An 18,605-nucleotide genomic window follows, 5' to 3' on the forward strand; every position below is an offset into this window, starting at 1 on the left:
TTATGGACCGCTTCGCTGGTCTGTTTTATGGACAGCTTCGCTGTCGTGGCCCCTCAAAAAGGTAATAAATTTATCCAGGGGTACAGGTCGGCTAAAAAGGTAGCCCTGCGCGATGTCACATCCCAATTCACCGAGGATCCGCAAATGCTCCTCTGTCTCCACGCCTTCGGCGACGACCTTCAAATCCAAGGCATGGGCCATCTTTATGATCGCATCAACGATCACTCGGGAATCCCGATCCTGATGAATCCCCATGACAAAAGATCGGTCGATTTTCAATTCGGAGAAGGGCAAACGGTGTAATTCCGCCAGCGACGAATACCCCGTCCCGAAATCATCAATGGACACGCCGCACCCCTTGATCCGCAAACGCGTCAAAACATCCATGCTGGTCCTGGTATCACGCATTGCCGTAGCCTCGGTCACTTCCAGGATCACGGCGTCGGCAGGGACCCCGTATTTTCGCAGCTTATCCCCAATCCGGTTGGGAAAATCCAAATCCACCAACGCAGAAGCAGAAAGGTTTACCGCTACGCTTGGGGTAAACCCTTCCTTTCCCCAGGTCATCCTGTCCACCAGAGCTTGATCCAACAGCAGATCCGTCATGGGTGGCATCAAGCCACTGCTTTCGGCCAAACCGATGAAGTTATCCGGAAAAACCACCCCGCGACGGGCATGGTTCCACCGAACCAGGGCCTCGGCGCTTGTCACCCGCCCCGAGTCGATGTCCACCTTGGGTTGGTAATAGAAAACCAACTCCTTGGCCTCGATGCCCCGGGCCAATTCATCGGCATCGACATCCCGTTCCATGGCAGGACGATTGGCGATCAGGTCGCGCACCTCCCTGGGTTTGACCGGCTTACGCAAGCCTCCCAGCATCGTGAGACCGTAGGACTGCCCCACCTTCAACGCTGTTCCCAACAGGCGTTCATCAAAGCTGGAAACGAGCGCTACACCCGCCTTGCAGCCCTCTTCGGCAAGCCAACGCAACACTTCAACACCGTCGCCGTCATCCAGGGACAGATCAAGGAAGATGATATCCACGTCCGAGAGCGACCCCCGGTCTCGCAGGGCGCCAAATCCCGACAATTCCTCCGCATCGAAATTAAGAGGGGTGACAATCGCTTTAATGAACCCCCGGATCTCGGCATCGTCATCGATTAACAATGCAACCGGATTGAAACTACTCATCTCTAACGATCCTTATCGCGCGGGACACTATCCCGTCGCTTTTTCCATTTACAGCGTCAAAATCACATTTTCCTCACAACTGCACGCAAAGATCATACCAATTACACGGTTCTATATCGGTCCGACAAATAGGCGAGGGTCTCCGTCATGGTAGGCGCCAGGGATTCGGCCAACACGCGAGCCGCATCCAGATTCCCTTCCTTGCAGGTCGCGTCCAACTCCGTCGCCAAGTCCCGAACGGCACTCAAGCCCAAAGTCGCAGAAACCCCTTTCAGACTGTGCGCCTCCCGTCCCGCCTCGGCAACCTTGCCCTGCGCGAGGGCGTCGGACAGCACGCTCAGCCGCCCCTCTGCTGCCTCAGAGAACTGATGGGCCATGGCCGCCATGACATCGATCCCAAGGTCCTCTTCCAATTCCTGTAAATGGGCTTCATCGACGGCGATCATCAGTCTTCCCTTTTCCAAATCGATTTCCTTCGATACCTCCGCGTTCCCGGAAGGCGTCTCCTCTCCCGCCAAAAGCCCGTGCATTACTTGAAACAGGGCCTCCCGCCGAAGCGGTTTAGACAAGAAGGCGTTCATTCCAGCGCTCAAACACCGCTCCTGGTCTTCCGCATAGGCATTCGCTGTGACGGCTACAATGGGAGCCGAACGGGATTTCCCCTTGCCCGACCGGATATGTTCCGTCGCGGTAACACCATCCATTTCCGGCATCCGCATGTCCATCAGAATGATGTCATATAGTTTGGTTTCGGCCATGGTCCATGCCTCGACCCCATTCCCAGCCACGTCAACATAAACCCCGTGGGGCTCTAGAAAGCCTTTTAGAACCTGCTGATTGATCGCGTTATCCTCTGCCACAAGCAAATGAATAGGGCGGCCATTGGGCAAACGCGGCGGAAGCAGCTTGCGGGATTCCTGTATGGCATGGAGAAGAACCTGACTTTCCTCCACCTCAGGCAGGCGGACACGAATGGTGAAAACGGACCCTTCTCCCAAAGTGCTTTCCGCGGTAACCGTTCCCCCCATCATGCTCACCAACCGCCGGGAAATGGTCAGCCCCAGCCCTGAGCCTCCGAAGCGACGAACAATCGACACATCGGCCTGGGTAAAGCGTTCAAACAAACGGGGCAGCGCCTCCGAAGCGATACCCGCACCGGTATCCCGGACAACAAAGACGACTTCATCGGGCAGGTCCCCCCGGGTGACCAACAAGTTTACCGATCCCTCGTCCGTAAATTTGATCGCGTTGCCCAGGATGTTCAGCAAGACCTGTCGCAATCGACCGGGATCGCCGAGCACCATGCGTCTTGGCGCTGGATCAAAAATGTGGTCCAGGACCAGCGCCTTCTCCTCAGCGGAGGGGCGCAAGAGATCCAAAACCGCGACACAGGCTTCCACCAAGTTGAAAGGAACAACTTCCAAGGTCAATCGTCCCGCTTCCATGCGCGAAAAATCGAGAATATCGTTGATCACAGCCAACAAGGCCTCAGACGACCCTTTTATGGAGCCCAAAGCTTGACGTTGGCTGTCAGACAGCTCCGTATCGAGCATTTGCTCTGATAGGCCGAGAATTCCATTCATGGGTGTACGAATCTCATGACTCATCATGGCGAGAAAGTCAGATTTCGCCGCATTGGCGCGCTCAGCCACATCCCTGGCCTCCTTCAGATCGGCTGTCAAACGCTGCTGTTCGGCCTCACTCTCCCGCAGGGCGTCCTCGCGAATCAGACGTTCGGTCACATCCATGGCATAAACCAGCACCGCAGGGGCCCCGGTCACAGGATCACGCGACCGCCTCCCGCCCACTTCACTGAATGTGGTTCCGGACCGGGTATTCATCGCCGCCACCCGGGGCTCCACATCTCCCCGCTTTAGAACGTCGTCCAGCAGCACCACAGCAGAAGCACCATCGACGAATCGATCGAAAAAGGTCCAAGCCCCACCCTGCGTCCCTGTTCCACTGTTTCGCCCGAAAACCCGGTCGGCGGCCACATTCTGGGCGACCACAGTTCCATCGGCGAGGACGAGGGAAACAGCCAGGGGCGTGCCCCTCCCCAACTCAACGCCCCGCAGCAAGGTGCTCCAAGATGCCTCGCCGCCCGCGTCGGGATCCGCAGGTTCAGCCGATCCGTCCAAGGAGGCCAAAGGCAAGCCATCGATGCGGGACAGAATTTCCACGCCCATGGCTGCATTCCCCTGCCAAGTCATCCCCCAGAACCGGCATCGAAGAGTTACCGGAGTATCCCGTGGATAAAGCGTCCAGACATCGATCACCTCTTCACCCTTGGCAAATTGGATTCGATAATTTGCCAACCGCTCTAAATGGGTCGGAGAGCTGGGAGCCATGTTCCGACGCGCCAACCCCTCCAGCCCATCGGCGTTCCACAGGTCCAAAGCCACCCTATTGGCCCATAGGATCCTTGCCCGGTCCAGGTCGTAGACCCAGACAGGTGTAGACAGACCATTTAGTATCTCGGCCAAAAGGACGATTTCCACTCTATCCATACTTAACCTTACCCCTAAACAGGGGTATTCTCCATGCTCCTATCCAGAAGATGAGATCCAAGGGTCGCCTCACCAACAGAAAGGATGCATGATGTTTGCGTGAATTCGGGAATTGATTTTTCTCGATCTGAGATTCGCTTTCCCTCCATTTTTCTCCCTCCATCGACTTTCGGTGGAGCCCCCTCAGACCCCGAAAGCGATCGGGAGCAAGGAGCCGCACCGCATGACCGAGAACAGCAGGCCTACGGTCGAACGGAATGTCGAAGGCGTGAGCCCCGCCCTCTCCGCAGAAGGGACGAGATCCCAGTCCCTCCTCAAATGGATTTGGCGTTCCTATCTGCATACGGCCCTTGTCCCGCTGATTTTCATCGAATTGGTCTTCTTGGGAATTTACATTGGATCGCACCATGTTTCCACGGACAGAACCCTGGACAGCTTCGGGCGATCCATTGAAACAGAATTCCATATCCTTGCCCAAAAGGAGGCTGAGGTTCTGTCCGAACGGCTTTCAGCGGTCGGAAGACAGGCCCAGGTTTTAGCCGCCCAAACCGCGCGGGTCCTGAGTTCTTCCTGTCCGGATAATGCCCCGGAAAGACGTCGCCTAAAACTGTCACCTGATGGCTCGCTCTATTCCACCAACGACGGGGGAGGGGAAGCCGCCCTTTTCTATTCCGGCATTGTGCCCATTGGACCAGCTCAATGGGATAGGGCTGTCTGCTCGGCCCGGCTGGACCCTCTGATGCGAGACATAAAAGACGTTACCCCCCTGGTCGACCAGATTTACTTTACCACCTGGGATTCCATGAATCGGATCTATCCCTATTTCAACGTCTTGGATCAATATCAACCGAACATCGACCTCTCCGCTTTTAATTTTTATTTTGAAGCCGATGAACGCAACAACCCAGAACGGAATGTTGTTTGGACCGATGTCTATCTGGATCTGGCTGGCCAAGGCTGGATGGCCTCAGCGCTCGCGCCAGCCTACGTCGGGGATCGCTTGGAAGCGGTGGCCGGACTGGACATCACAGTGGGAACCTTCATCAACCAGATCCTCTCCCTAAAGCCGCCCTTTGGCGCTTATGCTATCCTTCTCGACCGCAACGGCGCCATTCTGGCTTTGCCTGAGAAGGCCCGCCGGGACTGGAACCTCCGCCCCCTTCCTGCCACACAGTCCAAGGGTCCCAGCTCCTCAAGCACTGCCCATCAGGATAGCGTCACAGATCCCGCCGAAAATCTGTTCATCCAAGGGGCCGACAGGCGCATCATCGAAGCCTTGCGGACAAAAAATAATGGGGTCGAGGCCGTGCCCTTGAACGGCGAGGATAAACTGATTGCCTGGGCCCGGGTGGCGGAAACGGGATGGACCTTGGCGATCGTCGCAAACCGGGCCGAAGCATTTAGCGAGGTCCTCACGTTGGATGCCCTGTTCACTTTCATAGGGTATTCCATGGCCCTTGGCCTTTTGGTGTTCTACCTGGGGTTCCTGGCCTTCCTTTATTTCCGGGCGCGGAACGTGAGTGCCCTCTTGGCAACCCACTTGTCCCGTCTGAAAGGCATGATCCGAGACGTCGCGTCCGGTTCATACTTTCAAGAGACGCCGTCGTTCCCGATCCAGGAACTTGACGAAACCGGTCGAGAAATTGTGGCCATGGGGGACAGCTTGGGCCGCGCCAACGAAGAATTAATCGCCAATAGGGAAGATCTGATCCGCGCGCGGGATGCTGCTCAAACGGCGGCCAGGGCCAAGGCCGAATTCCTTGCCACGATGAGTCATGAGATTCGCACTCCCATGAACGCTGTCATCGGCATGACAGGCCTGCTCATGGAAAGCCCCCTGAATGAACGCCAGACCGAATATGCCAGAACCATCCAAAGGTCTGGGGAACATCTATTGGGTCTGATCAACGACATTCTAGACTTTTCCCGCATCGACGCAGGCCGCCTGACCTTGGAAGAACGGGATTTCTCCCTGGAGCATGAAATTCAATCCGTGGTCAGTCTCTGCGGCGTTCCCGCCAGCGCCAAACGGCTGCCCATTTCCGTCCGCCTGGACCCGGCCTTGGCTCCTGGATACAGGGGGGACGCGACCCGGTTGCGCCAAATTCTGGTCAATCTGGTGGGGAACGCAGTGAAATTCACCGATACCGGAGGCGTGCGCATCGAAGCCGTTCCCGCCTGGGAAAAGGACAACCTTCACCAGTTGGTTATCAAGGTCGTCGACACGGGCAGCGGCATTCCCACCGGCAGGTTGGAAGATTTGTTCAGCGCCTTTCAGCAGTTGGACGGGTCGGCGACCCGCCGACATGGTGGGACCGGTCTGGGGCTGGCTATTTCCCGACGCCTCGCCCGTCTGATGGGGGGAGACATCCGAGTCCGCAGCACCCCTGGAGAAGGCAGCACCTTTATCCTGGAAGTGCCCCTCGCCCCCCTGGAACATGTGCCCAACCTTGGCATAGAAGAAGGGCCGACCCACCAGACTGAACAGCCTCCCCCCGCCCCAACCCGCCCCCTGCGTATTCTGCTTGCCGAGGATATCCTGGAAAACCAAATCCTGGCCCAGGCCATTCTGGAAAAACAGGGGCATTCGGTGACGGTTGCCGACGATGGTCGGCAAGCCCTGGAGCACATCCACTCGAGCGGTCCCTTTGATGTGGTCCTGATGGATATTCAAATGCCCGTGATGGATGGCATTGAAACAACCAAAGCCATTCGCGACTTGCCGCCGGGCCAGGTGTTCCCGGATGGGCGGCCCATCGCATCCCTGCCCATCATCGCCTTCACCGCTGACGCCCTTCCCGGCGACCGCGAGCGTTTCTTGACCGCAGGCATGAACGAGCATCTACCCAAGCCCCTCAGCATCAAACGCCTGCGGAGCCTGTTGGCCGATGTTGCGGCCAACCGTCCATTAGGGGGTGGGGTGGAGCCCAAACGTCCAAGTAAATTGACCCAGTCGAAGCGGTTGCTTGATCCAGAAGCCCTCGCACAGTTACGGGCGGCCTTGGGGGAAGACTATCCCATCTATTTGCGTGCGGCGTCCGAATCCCTGCGCCAGCGTGCCACAGCCCTCGTCCCCACTCTCCTCCGACAGGATTTCGAGGAAGCGAGTCGCTTGATCCACGGCCTCAAGGGAACCCTGGCCGCCTTCGGTTTGGAGACGGAATCCGCACTTTGCGCCCGCTTGCGGGGGGACTTGGCCGGGGGAGCTGGCTTGGCCATCCGAATGGAGGCAGAAACCTTGGCCGAACAGGTCCTCGCCACGGTGCGCGAAGTGGATCAGCGTCTGGAGCACCTGCCGACCGCCCCCTCCTTCGCTCCAGATGCCCCTCCAGAGTCCCGTTGAGCCTGTTGCACCTGCTGCCAAAGACCATCCCGTTCAAGCGGCCAAACGCCGAGGCTCCCCGGGGGTCTGCAGAGGCCGTTTTCGCCCTTTCCAAGGCCAACGCCTTAGGGTATGGAGATCTTGGCCGAGCCCGCGTGCAGGGTTGATCCAGGAAAACGCCCAGCGTCTTCCTGGATCCGCGTCCTGTCGAGAGCTTCCCCCCGGTCGTGAACCTGTATTCCATCATGATAAAGGAGCACGCCAATGGCGTCTTTCATGGTCAAGGTCGCGGGCGAGGGCCTGGTCGACAAGGCCCACCGGTTGGCCGATTCCGGTCCCACCTCCGGTTCCACCATTATCTATGAAGTCATCGATGTGCCAGACGGCGTATCCTTCGAAACGGTAATCGAATTGGTCAAGAAAGCCGGAGGCAAGCCCGAACACAAGGATTACGAGATCTCCTACAGCTCACTGACGACGGCATGATCTTCCAGGCCCCGGCCACACTCTGTGATCGGGGCCACTGTCGCATAGTCACAAACACTTATTGAAAAAAAAAGGGGTTTGGGGGCATTGATCCCCAAATGGTCTTGGGCAATCGCCCAAAAAAAATCAGGATACAGTCCTGTCCCATAGAGCCGCAGATCAGGCAAGAGACTCTGAACACAGCACCAGAGATTTGGTGGACGGGGGGCGGGGAAAGACGGAACGGGCAAGGCCGCCCGATGGCCCGACACGGGGTTATTCCCCCACTCGTATCCCCGATTTTTTTGGCCCATGATGCACCGAAATTACTTTTCGGGATCAATAGCCATGCTCATCGCCCAGATCTCAGACACCCATATCACAGCCCCAGGGCGCAAAGCCCTAGGTGATCGAGTCGACACGGCTCAGGCCCTGAAACGAGCCTTGGATCACATCCTCGGCATGGCCGTCCCCCCTGATACCCTGATCGTCACCGGGGACGTCGCCGACCACGGACAAGCAGAGGAATATGATCACTTCCGGATGTTGCTCGCCCCTCTCTCCCTCCCCCTCCTTGCCTGTCCGGGCAATCACGACGATCCCGCCCTTTTGAAAGGGGCGCTTGCTGCCATGGACCCCCATCAAGGCCAATGGTCCAAGGGACCGACCCTGGACGTCACCATGGACCTGGGCTCCCTGCGCTTTGTCGGACTCGATACAACCGTGGATGGGGCTCCCCATGGCCAGATTCGCGAACACCAATTGGCTTGGTTGGACTCCAGATTGGCCGAGGCGGCTTTTCTCGAACTGCCCGTCGTCCTCTTCCTCCATCATCCCCCGTTCACCACAGGCATCGCCCATATGGACCGCATGGGGTTGAGAGAATCCGACGGCCTTGCGACGGTCCTGACGCGCCACCAGGGTCGGGTTGTCCGACTTCTCTGCGGTCATATCCATCGCCATATTTCGACACTATGGCATGGCGTTCCGACGATCGTCGGCCCTAGTACCGCCTATTCCGTGTCCCTGGACCTGGATTCCCAGGCTTCGGCCACATTTGCCTTCGAAACGCCAACCTTGCTCCTGCACCATTGGAATGCCCGGGAATCCACCATGGTCACCCATACTGTTCCCATTGGCGCTGCGGACGGGGCTTTTCCTTGCGAAACGTAATCCAACCCGCCTCGACCATGGCATGGACAGATGGAATGCGATAGGTTAACTCTGCATGAGATCATCATTCGTATTGGCCCGTCCCACCAATCCTGATGATTGTGATCGATTACAATGAATTAGAAGGGCATGAGGACGGAATACCGCTGTCCACTTTTCCCCTTGCCGCTCGAACGGTTAAGGGAGCCAAATGGGTCTTTTGTGGTTTCGAACGTAGTCTTTAGGGTGGGCGCACCCCAAAAATTCTGGTGTGTTGTATATGGCAAAGTTGGAGAATGCGGTGAAAACCGACAGCACGACGCGAAGCTCCCAGGGAGGATTCGTTGGTTGGCTTGCGGGCAAACTGCGGGGTGCCGCCGACCGATTGGCCCCCTCCACACAACCCCGAGCCAACCAAACGAAGCGTGACGCAGACCGCATGTCCTCCCCCCACAGTGCCTTGGACCAACTGCTGAAGGCCTATTTAACCGACCAAGGCGATTCCGCCGTCTCCAAGATCCACTTGATCAGCCTGGACGAGATGAAAGAAGCCTTCGGTCCGGAATGGGATCGACTGGCAGCCAAGGCCATGATGATCACCGAAGGGATTATCCGAAAAAACCTGACCGGCGAGGATTATTATTATCGCCAGGCCGATGATTCCTATCTTCTGCTGTTGTCAGGCTTGGGCGTGCACGAAGCGGCGGCCAAGGTCCAAATGATCGCCAACCAGATCCGCCGACGTCTTCTCGGTGATCGGGCTGACAACATGCGAGGTTTCGGCGTCAAGGCGGCCGTTGTCACCCTGTCGGAACTGCTGGAACAGGGCACCATCCCCTGTTTTGACAACATCAACCGGATCCTGGAGGAGCGCCTGCCCGAGGAAGTGGGCGTCCGCACCTTCCGACGTCAAGCCGCCGGGACCGGAGTCAGCCCGCAAGCCCGGGTCTACGAAAGCCTGAACGTGCGCTACCGTCCCGTCTGGAACCCGGCGAGCCAATTGGTCTTTGCCTACCAATGCCAACCCTACCGGACCACGGACTACGGCATTTTTGCGGGTCAGTGGACCCTGAATGGCGGCTACCTGGACCCCCTCGGGATCGAGGTTGACAAGAAAGTCATTGAGGATGCCCTGAAACACATGCGCTCCATGCGCGATGACACCTCGCCCCCGGTCACCCTGATCCCCCTGCACTACAAATCCTTCACCGGGCAGGCCCGGAACGAGATGTTCAGCCTTATTTCCTCATTGCTCAATCAATGTCGACAGGAAATGGTGGCCTTTGAACTGGTGGGGCTGCTCGACAGCCTGCCGGTCAACCGTCTGCCCCAAATCGTCGCGGCCTTGAGCCGCCTGTCCCGCTTTGTGGCCGTCCGGGCCGTCCCGGACCAATTCGACCACATCAAAGGCTATCTGAATGGGGTCCGCCTTCTGGGTCTGGACCTGAATGATATAAGCCGACATGGCGCTGATACGGCCAGCCGTGGCCGTGCCATGATCGATTTCGCCCGTTTCGCCAAGGAACAGGGAATCGCCAGCTATGTCTGGGATCTCAAAACCATAGACGAAGTCAGGCTGGCCCTGGAAATGGGCTTTTCAAATCTCAATGGCCTCGCTGTCGCCTCCGAACTGGCTGAGCCAAAGCATTTGTTCGAACTCAGCGTTCAAAGGGTCATACGGTAGAGGACTTTCTGTCTGATAGAGTGTTCCCGCAGACCCAAGGCAAGAAAGCGACAGTTTTACGCAACACATCCCAGATTCCACCCTGGTTTTATTGCACTGCGGTCCTGTGTTCCCCACGAAACTCCACGCTTTGTTTGATTTTTCGACGAAAGACGTCTACGGTTAGATAGATAGTCCGGAAAATTTCATGACTTTCGCACACCGTTCTTCCTTCCCATATGGGAGTGTCGGTGAGATATAAAGTTTTGTTCGGACCGCCGACGGGTCACCGAAAACGGAGGCATGATAAAAGACCTTCTCTGGCCCAGAACACTGGATGGTGACGGGAGAGCAAATAATGGTTGGCTATCGCAAAATGGAATCACGGAATAGGCGAGACACGGGAAAGCCGGTCACCGCAAGCTGGCCGGATCCCTTCCCTGGCACGGAGGAGCCCCATATTGCCGACCTGATGTCTGACGACGTGATGTTGAGCATCATGTCTAGCGACGGAGTGGCTACCCACGCCTTGGAAGCCCTGATTTCCTCGACGCGCATTCGGCTCGTCGAATAGATTGCACCCGTTCCCTATCCCTCCTTTCGAGTAAAATTTAACATCCTGAGATCTCAGAGTTCCATGTTCGGCGTCCGCCGAACATGGAACTCTTGTCATGACCACAAGGGATAGAACATCAGGGGTTTCCCTGTCACATCCTGCGGAAAGATGGGATAGGATTGGCGCCATGGACGCGCATACGGACATCACGGGCATCGCCTATATCATTCTCATCGCCATGGGGTGCGGGTTGCTTTTCACGCGCCTGCGCCAACCGGCAATCGTGGGCTATATCCTTTGTGGAGTCCTGCTGGGGCCTTCCGGCTTTGAGCTCGTGGAAAGTCGCGGCGACATCAGCCTGATGGCCGAATTGGGCGTCTTGATGCTGTTGTTCGTCATCGGCCTGGAGCTCAAGGTCTCCACCCTGATAACCGTCTGGAAAATCGCCCTGGGCGCCACGGTCATCCAGGTCGGGGGTAGCCTGGGTGTCATGCTCTTGGTCAAAGACTGGTTGGGCTTCCCCCTCGGCCAAGCCATCCTGCTGGCCTTTGCCCTGGCCCTGTCTTCCACAGCGGTGGTCATCAAACTACTGGAGCAATTGGGCGCCTTGCATAGCCGTACCGGTCGGGTGGTGGTCGGTGTCCTGATCGCCCAGGACATGGCCGTCGCGCCCATGATCATGGCCTTGAACGGCCTCGCCGGAGAAGGGTTCACGGGTATCGACGCCGGCAAGGTCGTCGCCTCGGTTGTTTTCCTGGCGGGGCTGGTTCTCTGGCTGGCCCGTCGTCCGCTCCCCCTTCCCTTCGCCAAGGAAGCGACCCGCCATAAGGATCTTGTTCCCCTGGCGGGCATGGCTTTCTGCTTCGGTGCTGCGGCCCTTTCAGGGTCCTTCGGACTATCAGCAGGCTATGGCGCCTTCCTTGCTGGCCTTGTTCTCGGGAACTCGGACCACGCGGACTCCTTCGAGCAGGGCGCCCAACCCATCCAGGCCGTCCTGCTGATGGTTTTCTTCCTGTCCGTGGGCCTGTTACTGAACCTGAGTTTCCTTTCGGAGCATGTGGGGCAGGTGGTCTTCCTCGTGGCGATGGTTTTGATCTTCAAGACCCTGCTGAACATCGGGGGATTGCGCCTGCTCGGCCTGGATTGGCCCAGGGTGATCCTATCCTCGGTCATGCTTGCCCAAGTGGGAGAGTTCTCCTTTGTCCTGACGGGCATGGGCTTGCATTTGGGATTGCTCGACGATGCCACGGGTCAGCTCGTCGTGGCCATCACGGTCTTGTCCCTGGCCGTCACCCCCCTTTGGGTGGCGATCGCCCGGCGCCTGGGCCGTCCCAGCATGCCCCTCCGCACCCTGGCGGACGTGAGACGCGGAATCTTCGGACCCGTTCGCCACAATCTGACGCGGACGAGGGACAGGCTATGGCGGCGAATAAAACCGGCTTCCCGCCCTCTTGTCCCCGCTCTGGCAGAGATATCGGAAACCAGACAGGAAACCCCGGAGGGATTCTCCGAAGCCTTTCCCAAAGGAGACGCCACAATCGAAACGCCCCTCTCCGAGAGACCGTCCCCCACTGCCACAGGCTGCAGTGAAGGAGAGGAGCCCCCTGACGAAGACACTCCAAACACCTCCGAAACAGAGGACTCCAAGCCCCATGCCTGACCTGTCCCTGGAACGCGAGCAGCCCGGTTTCGTCATCGGTGTCGATGAGGTGGGCCGCGGTCCTCTGGCCGGACCGGTGGTGGCCGCAGCGGCCTGGATCGACCCACACCGGGCCGACCCAACCCTGCTGGCCGCCTTGGACGATTCCAAGAAGCTCTCCCGGAAAACCCGAGAGGCGCTGGCCCCGGCCCTGCTCGCCGATCCTGGAGTGCTTGTCTGCCTCGCTGAGGCCTCCGTCACGGAGATCGACGACTCGAACATTCTGCGCGCCACCTTCCTGGCCATGACCCGCGCCGTACAGGATCTGGCCCAGGTTATGCCCGGCCCCATCGCCCTGGCCCTGGTCGACGGCAACCGGCCACCACCGCTGCCTTGTGCCGTCCGGACGGTCATTAAGGGCGACAGCCTGTCCCTGTCCATTGCCGCCGCCTCCATTGTTGCCAAAGTGACCAGGGACGCCACCATGGCCGCGCTGGCCCAGGCCCACCCTGGATATGGTTGGGAACGCAACGCCGGATACGGTACGGCAGAGCATCGCGAGGCCCTCACCCGACTGGGGGCTACCCTCCACCACCGTCGCTCCTTCGCCCCGGTGCGCCTGGTCCTTGGGGAGACCGGGATCCCGTAAATTCCGCCAAGAGCAGGACCGTTTCCTGCCTGCCCCACCGCCCTTATACCAAGCGGCGCGGGTTGAAACCCTCGCCGCTTTTCTTGCGTTCAAACAGCCAGGCGGGCTTTTACGCGCCATAAGGCGCGGCGGCCACTTGGCCGCTTTCAAGGTGCGGTGAGTCAAACTCACCGCACCTTGGTATTAGATCATATGGTTAGAGCATCAAGTGGACCAGAAAACCGGTGCCCAGGTTTCCGCTCAATGCGTTAAGTTTTAGCCTCGAGCCGACGGCTTTCCATCGGCCACTCCCTAAAATTGCGCGAAACACACATCCTCACATACCGCTTTCGGGTCAGCGACTCGAAAAAAAGTTGGAAAAAATTCGCCCCAGATCCTGGGTCCGCCCCATTTTCGCCACACCAGATGAAGCGTCGCACGACTCCAGTCACTCTCTTCCGTTAAGCTTTGATAAACCTTCCGAAGATCTTGATTCTATTCGGTAATTATTGGTTTACGATTCGGGCTGCAGAGTGCTTTCCATGATGAACACGCTCCGCACCAACCGCATCTATCAAGGCGACTGCATTGACGTGATGCGCTCACTCCCCGCCGGATCAATTGACATGATCTTCGCGGATCCCCCCTACAACCTCATGCTCGGTGGCCAGTTGCTCCGCCCCGATAATAGCCGCGTCGATGGCGTGGACGATGATTGGGATCACTTCGAAACCCAGAAGGCCTACGCCGACTTTACCCGGGCTTGGTTGACTGAAGCCCGCCGCGTCCTCAAAGACAACGGCAGCCTGTGGGTCATCGGCAGTTACCACAATATCTACCGTGTGGGTGCCGAGTTGCAGGACCTGGGCTTTTGGATGCTCAACGACGTGGTCTGGCGCAAGTCCAACCCCATGCCGAACTTCAAGGGGACCCGCTTCACCAATGCCCATGAAACACTGATCTGGTGTTCGAAAGGCCAGGACGCCAAGTACACCTTCAACTACGAAGCCATGAAGAGCCTGAATGAGGGCCTTCAGATGCGCAGCGACTGGACCCTCCCGCTGTGCAATGGCGGTGAGCGCCTGAAGTCGCAGGAAGGCAAGAAACTGCACCCGACCCAGAAGCCCGAATCCCTATTGTACCGGGTCATCCTGTCCTCCACGAATCCCGGTGACGTTATCCTCGACCCCTTCTTCGGCACAGGCACCACCGGCGCTGTCGCCAAATTGCTCGGTCGCCGTTGGGTCGGCGTCGAACGGGATGACGACTACATCGCCGCCGCCCGCGAGCGCATCGCTGCGGTTCAGCCCGTCGACGACCTTTCCATGCTGATCACACCGTCGAAGAAGACGGAGCCGCGCATTCCCTTTGGCACGGTGATCGAGCGGGGACTGCTGGCACCGGGTACCGTCCTGACCGATGTCCGCAAGCGGTTCAGCGCCCGGGTCCGGGCCGATGGGACCCTCGTGTCCACCTCTGCCAATGGTGACGTGAAAGGCTCCATCCATCAGGTGGGGGCCGCCGTCCAGGGAGCCCCGGCCTGCAACGGTTGGACCTTCTGGCACCTGGATCGTCCCGACGGGTTCGTGCCCATTGATGTCCTGCGCCAGCAAGTGCGCTCGGAAATGCAAACCCTGCAGTAGCAGTCAAGCCAAACGCGGTTGAGCGACCAAGAGCCTGTTCATATTCCGTAAGGGTTCGTCCTCTAAGTTGGGGGCGGACCCTTTGGCTTTGTTTCGACACTTCAGGCCAACAGGGGTTTCCCCGTTGATGGCATCCACCATGCGTCGTTTGCCCTTGGTTGGCGTAAAGACGGGACCTCAATCAAACAGACGGTCGATTTCGTCCTGACTGATCCCCTTTTCCGTATCCTGAGGACCATTCAGCAGTCGGTTTTCCTCGCCCCGGTCATTCCCTCCTGACTTACTTGGGTTTTCTGGCTCGTAGGGGAGATCGTTAAAGGTATCGCGGCCCCAGATTTCCATCATCCGATCCACCCGTTGTTCGATGAACTTCATGGTGTTGACCACTTTGGTGATTCTCTGGCCCGTCAAATCCTGGAAGTTGCAGGCCTCAAAGATGCCCATGGTGCTTTCCTGGATCTCATCGGCCAGTTGGCGGATGAAGCTGTCCTGCTCCTGTGCCTGGATCTGAGACGTCAGATTTCCGATCACTTCAACCTGATCAAGGATGGTGTCTGTCGCCCGTTCCGTTGCGGAGACAACCGCGTCCAATTCGTCGGTGACCGTGGTCAAGCGGTCCCCTTCGTCGCTTTGCGCCATCAGAAGGGCAATTTCTTTCTTGGTCGTGTCAATGCTGTGTGCAAGGGCATTCAACTCGATCTTCAACAGCCGGACTTCCCCGGCATCCCGTTCCTTCCTCTCGCGGAGGGCCTCGGCTTCGGCCCGCTCCTCCTTCGAAATCAAGGGGGCAGGGGCGACCTCCATCACGGCGGTCGGCAGGGCCTCCATCCGGGATTCCAAAGCCTTGACACCCGCTGTCAAGGCCCTGATCTCGGCCAGAATCTGGGCATTGTTGGCTGAGGCTGGCTCGGCTGCTCCCGTAGAACGACGGCGTTGAAGCTCTGCGGTAAAGGGCCTCTGGTTATCGACGCGCGGCATGGTATCTATATCCCTTTGGTCATGGTCGATCTTAGGTCTTTGCTAGACCGATTGTGATGCCAACCTAATGGCTCTATCATCATTCTCCCAAGGCTCGCGGTCAACCATCGGAACGCAAGGCCAACAGAATTGACCGAATTCCCTGACCGCTTTTTCCAAAACACTGGAATTTGTTCGATTTTCCTCGGCCCCTCCTTTGGGCTCTGATAATCTCCGAATATGAACAGAATTGTATACACGTTTTATCTCCTTGGAAATTTCCCAAGGCGAAGAACGCTGTCCAATTGCGGAAAAACAAACGGTCTACAAGAAATGAACCAAACGGCGTGTTGTTTTTTTAAGGCATCCGCATAGTGGGAAACGGGCCAAAGGGCCCTTCGATATGTGGGAGCGGACATGACGGAACAGGACTTGGTTACCAACCTTTTCAAGGAAACCTCGCTGCCGGATGATCTCCCGCTGGAAAGGGGGGATCCCCTGTTGATCGAGGTTCTGTCCAAGATGCAAGATGGAGTCGCCTTGTATGATTCCAGCGATCGCCTCATCTACCATAACAGCGGTTTCGAAACCCTGTTCGAAACCCTGCGCCCCATCCTGACCCCCGGACGCCCCTTCGAGGACATCACCCGCACCTTCGCAACGGGCGGGTGCGTCGATGTGGGTCCCGAAGGGGTCGAAGATTGGGTCACCCGTCGCAAGGCCCGCCGCGAGCGGGGCGCCCCCATTGAATTTCGACTCTGCAATGGTCACTGGGGTGAGGCCACCGACACCCACCTGTCCAATGGACATATTCTAACGACCGTACGCGATATCACCGCCATAAAGATCCGCGCCGATCAAATCGCCGAAAGCTCGCGCCGGATGGAGGAAGCTGAGAATCAGTTGGAACAGGCCCTGGATTCCATTTCCCAGGGGTTCTACCTTTGCGATTCGAATGACCATCTGGTCCTATGCAACGGTCGCCTGGGCGCGCTTCTGCCCGGTCTTGGCCGACCAAAGCCCGGCATCCCTTTTTCCGAAATGATGGGAACGGCCAGTTTCATGGGGGCCATTCCCGCTGCGACCAAGGACCCGGCAGGCTGGTTGGGCCTGTGTCTGGCCCGCCACGAATCTCCCCGGGGTCCCTGGGACTTCCTGAATAGCAAGGGTCGTTGGATCCGCGTGTCCGAAGCTCGCACCCCTGAAGGAGGTTGCGTGGGTCTGATGACCGACATTACGGAGACCCGCGCGGCTGTAGATTTGGTTCGCCAAAGGGAGCAGCGCCTCGACGGAATCATGAACTCCATGCTCGATGCCCTGATCGTGATCGACGAGACGGGGTGTATTCAGTCCTTCAACAGCGCAGCAGAAACCCTATTCGGCTATCAAGCAGAGGACATAATGGGGGCGAATGTTGCCCTGCTGGTCGGCGAGAACCACGCGGGACAGCACGACCAGTATATCGCCAACTATCTGCGCACCGGCCAAGCCAAAATCATTGGTATCGGACGGGAAACCCTGGCGCGACGGGCGGACGGAACAGAAGTCCCGATCAGCCTGTCCATCAGTGAACTGCGCCAGGGCAACATGCGCCTGTTTGTCGGTGTCATCCAGAACATCACAGAGCGGCAGAAGAATGAGCGCCTTCTGCGGGAGAAGGAAGAACGCTACGCCCTAGCGCTGGCAGGAACGAACGAGGCCATCGTTGACTGGGACGTTGAGAGCGACAAGATGACCTATTCGGAGCGGATCGGCGAAATCATCGGGCTAGCGCCAGATGCGCTGAAGACCTCCATCGACTGGCTGTCCGTGATCCATCCCGATCATCTGGGCGGCTATCGGGCCCAGATGCGAGCGTTGATGAAGGGCGAGACGACCTATCTCTCCTGCGAATACCGCTTGGCGGACTGGCTGGGACCGGACGAGCGCTGGGTGCGCCACCGGGCCACGGCGCTTCGCCACCCGAACGGTCGGGTCTACCGCATGGCCGGATCCGTGGGCGACATCACCGACCGCCGCCGCGCCCTGGAGCGCCTGAACGAGGCTAAGAATCAAGCCGAATACGCCAACCGCGCCAAAACAGAGTTCCTGACCAACATGAGTCACGAACTGCGCACCCCCTTGAACGCGATCATTGGCTTCTCGGAAGTCATCCAGCACGAGATGTTCGGCCCCATGGGCGCCCCCCAATACCGGGAATATGCCGGGAATATCAGCGACTCCGGTCACCACCTGCTGGAGGTCATAAATGACATCCTGGATGTGAGCCGCATCGAAACGGGTCGCATGAAGCTGTTTCCCGAACCCCTGGACTTTACCGAAGTGGTGGAGAGCGTCAGGCGGCTGATCACCCAGCGGGCCCAAATGGCCGGGGTGCGCCTGGACATGACCGTCGTTGCCCCTCTGCCCCGCATCCAGGGCGAGATCCACCGCTTAAAGCAGGTGCTGGTCAACATCCTGGGCAATGCCATCAAATTCACCCCCGATGGCGGGCTGGTGCGTCTGGTGGCCCGGACCGACGGCATCACCGGCAATCTGGTGGTTGAAGTGGTCGATTCCGGTATCGGTATTGCCCCCCAGGACATTCCCTTGGCCCTGGAGCCCTTCCGCCAAGTGGACGGCAAGCTGGCCCGTCGTTACGAAGGCACGGGCCTGGGGCTCCCGCTGTCCAAGGCCTTTGTGGAGTTGCACGGCGGCAGCCTATCCCTGGACAGTGCCTTGGGTGAAGGGACGAAGGTCACCATCCGCCTACCAGCCGACCCCAACGACGATGGAGAGGAAGCTCCGCCCCGCTTCGGGAGGCCAAAAGGGATCTAGAGTGAGTTTAGAGTGCCTTCGAGATCCCACCCCCTCTCCACCCAAAGGGAGGGAAGGCAACGAAA

Annotated in this window: 12 protein-coding genes; 9 read left to right on the forward strand and 3 right to left on the reverse strand. The window is 58.4% G+C overall.

The window, feature by feature from the left end:
• On the reverse strand, positions 1-1,191 hold the full coding sequence (locus tag ACLIRY_RS16860) for an EAL domain-containing protein (protein WP_413206583.1): 1,191 nt from the start codon (positions 1,189-1,191) through the stop codon (positions 1-3).
• A 101-nt stretch (positions 1,192-1,292) separates the two neighbouring features.
• On the reverse strand, positions 1,293-3,689 hold the full coding sequence (locus ACLIRY_RS16865; protein ID WP_413206584.1) for an ATP-binding protein: 2,397 nt from the start codon (positions 3,687-3,689) through the stop codon (positions 1,293-1,295).
• 232 nt (positions 3,690-3,921) lie between these two features.
• Between ACLIRY_RS16865 and ACLIRY_RS16870 the strand changes: the two genes are divergently transcribed.
• The 8 genes from ACLIRY_RS16870 to ACLIRY_RS16905 all read left to right on the forward strand — a co-directional run bounded on the left by ACLIRY_RS16870 (position 3,922) and on the right by ACLIRY_RS16905 (position 14,766).
• On the forward strand, positions 3,922-7,041 hold the full coding sequence (locus tag ACLIRY_RS16870; RefSeq protein WP_413206585.1) for an ATP-binding protein: 3,120 nt from the start codon (positions 3,922-3,924) through the stop codon (positions 7,039-7,041).
• Between the two features lie 243 nt (positions 7,042-7,284).
• Positions 7,285-7,506 (forward strand): hypothetical protein, encoded by a 222-nt coding sequence (locus ACLIRY_RS16875; RefSeq protein WP_413206586.1) that lies wholly within the window; start codon positions 7,285-7,287, stop codon positions 7,504-7,506.
• Between the two features lie 327 nt (positions 7,507-7,833).
• A complete protein-coding gene (locus tag ACLIRY_RS16880; protein WP_413206587.1) occupies positions 7,834-8,658 on the forward strand; it encodes a phosphodiesterase in 825 nt (274 codons plus the stop codon).
• A 259-nt stretch (positions 8,659-8,917) separates the two neighbouring features.
• Positions 8,918-10,321 carry a hypothetical protein gene (locus ACLIRY_RS16885; protein ID WP_413206588.1) on the forward strand — a complete coding sequence of 468 codons (1,404 nt, stop codon included), beginning with the start codon at positions 8,918-8,920 and terminating at the stop codon, positions 10,319-10,321.
• Positions 10,322-10,676: 355 nt separating this feature from the next.
• Complete coding sequence (locus ACLIRY_RS16890) at positions 10,677-10,874, forward strand: hypothetical protein (RefSeq protein ID WP_413206589.1); 198 nt, start codon at positions 10,677-10,679, stop codon at positions 10,872-10,874.
• A gap of 169 nt (positions 10,875-11,043) precedes the next feature.
• Positions 11,044-12,516 (forward strand): cation:proton antiporter, encoded by a 1,473-nt coding sequence (locus ACLIRY_RS16895; RefSeq protein WP_413206590.1) that lies wholly within the window; start codon positions 11,044-11,046, stop codon positions 12,514-12,516.
• Positions 12,509-13,144, forward strand: a complete 636-nt coding sequence (locus ACLIRY_RS16900; protein WP_413206591.1) for a ribonuclease HII — start codon at positions 12,509-12,511, stop codon at positions 13,142-13,144. Before ACLIRY_RS16895 ends, ACLIRY_RS16900 begins: the two co-directional genes overlap by 8 nt.
• Positions 13,145-13,665: 521 nt before the next feature.
• Positions 13,666-14,766: a site-specific DNA-methyltransferase gene (locus tag ACLIRY_RS16905; protein ID WP_413206592.1), complete on the forward strand. Its 1,101-nt coding sequence runs from the start codon at positions 13,666-13,668 to the stop codon at positions 14,764-14,766.
• A gap of 177 nt (positions 14,767-14,943) precedes the next feature.
• Here ACLIRY_RS16905 and ACLIRY_RS16910 read toward each other — a convergent pair whose 3' ends face one another.
• Positions 14,944-15,744, reverse strand: a complete 801-nt coding sequence (locus tag ACLIRY_RS16910) for a protein phosphatase CheZ (RefSeq protein WP_413206593.1) — start codon at positions 15,742-15,744, stop codon at positions 14,944-14,946.
• 396 nt (positions 15,745-16,140) lie between these two features.
• Here ACLIRY_RS16910 and ACLIRY_RS16915 point away from each other — a divergent pair, with 396 nt between their 5' ends.
• On the forward strand, positions 16,141-18,540 hold the full coding sequence (locus ACLIRY_RS16915; protein WP_413206594.1) for a PAS domain S-box protein: 2,400 nt from the start codon (positions 16,141-16,143) through the stop codon (positions 18,538-18,540).
• The last annotated feature ends 65 nt before the right edge of the window (positions 18,541-18,605 follow it).

Origin of the sequence: Rhodospirillum sp. A1_3_36, from assembly GCF_047263945.1 — a bacterium.
Lineage (GTDB): Bacteria > Pseudomonadota > Alphaproteobacteria > Rhodospirillales > Rhodospirillaceae > Rhodospirillum.

Bases quoted from the DNA above. Each gene is read 5' to 3' on its own strand.
- ACLIRY_RS16890 (WP_413206589.1), top strand. From the start codon at position 10,677: ATGGAATCACGGAATAGGCGAGACACGGGAAAGCCGGTCACCGCAAGC.
- ACLIRY_RS16905 (WP_413206592.1), top strand. From the start codon at position 13,666: ATGATGAACACGCTCCGCACCAACCGCATCTATCAAGGCGACTGCATT.
- ACLIRY_RS16915 (WP_413206594.1), top strand. From the start codon at position 16,141: ATGACGGAACAGGACTTGGTTACCAACCTTTTCAAGGAAACCTCGCTG.
- ACLIRY_RS16870 (WP_413206585.1), top strand. From the start codon at position 3,922: ATGACCGAGAACAGCAGGCCTACGGTCGAACGGAATGTCGAAGGCGTG.
- ACLIRY_RS16910 (WP_413206593.1), bottom strand. From the start codon at position 15,744: ATGCCGCGCGTCGATAACCAGAGGCCCTTTACCGCAGAGCTTCAACGC.
- ACLIRY_RS16880 (WP_413206587.1), top strand. From the start codon at position 7,834: ATGCTCATCGCCCAGATCTCAGACACCCATATCACAGCCCCAGGGCGC.
- ACLIRY_RS16875 (WP_413206586.1), top strand. From the start codon at position 7,285: ATGGCGTCTTTCATGGTCAAGGTCGCGGGCGAGGGCCTGGTCGACAAG.
- ACLIRY_RS16860 (WP_413206583.1), bottom strand. From the start codon at position 1,191: ATGAGTAGTTTCAATCCGGTTGCATTGTTAATCGATGACGATGCCGAG.
- ACLIRY_RS16895 (WP_413206590.1), top strand. From the start codon at position 11,044: ATGGACGCGCATACGGACATCACGGGCATCGCCTATATCATTCTCATC.
- ACLIRY_RS16885 (WP_413206588.1), top strand. From the start codon at position 8,918: ATGGCAAAGTTGGAGAATGCGGTGAAAACCGACAGCACGACGCGAAGC.
- ACLIRY_RS16900 (WP_413206591.1), top strand. From the start codon at position 12,509: ATGCCTGACCTGTCCCTGGAACGCGAGCAGCCCGGTTTCGTCATCGGT.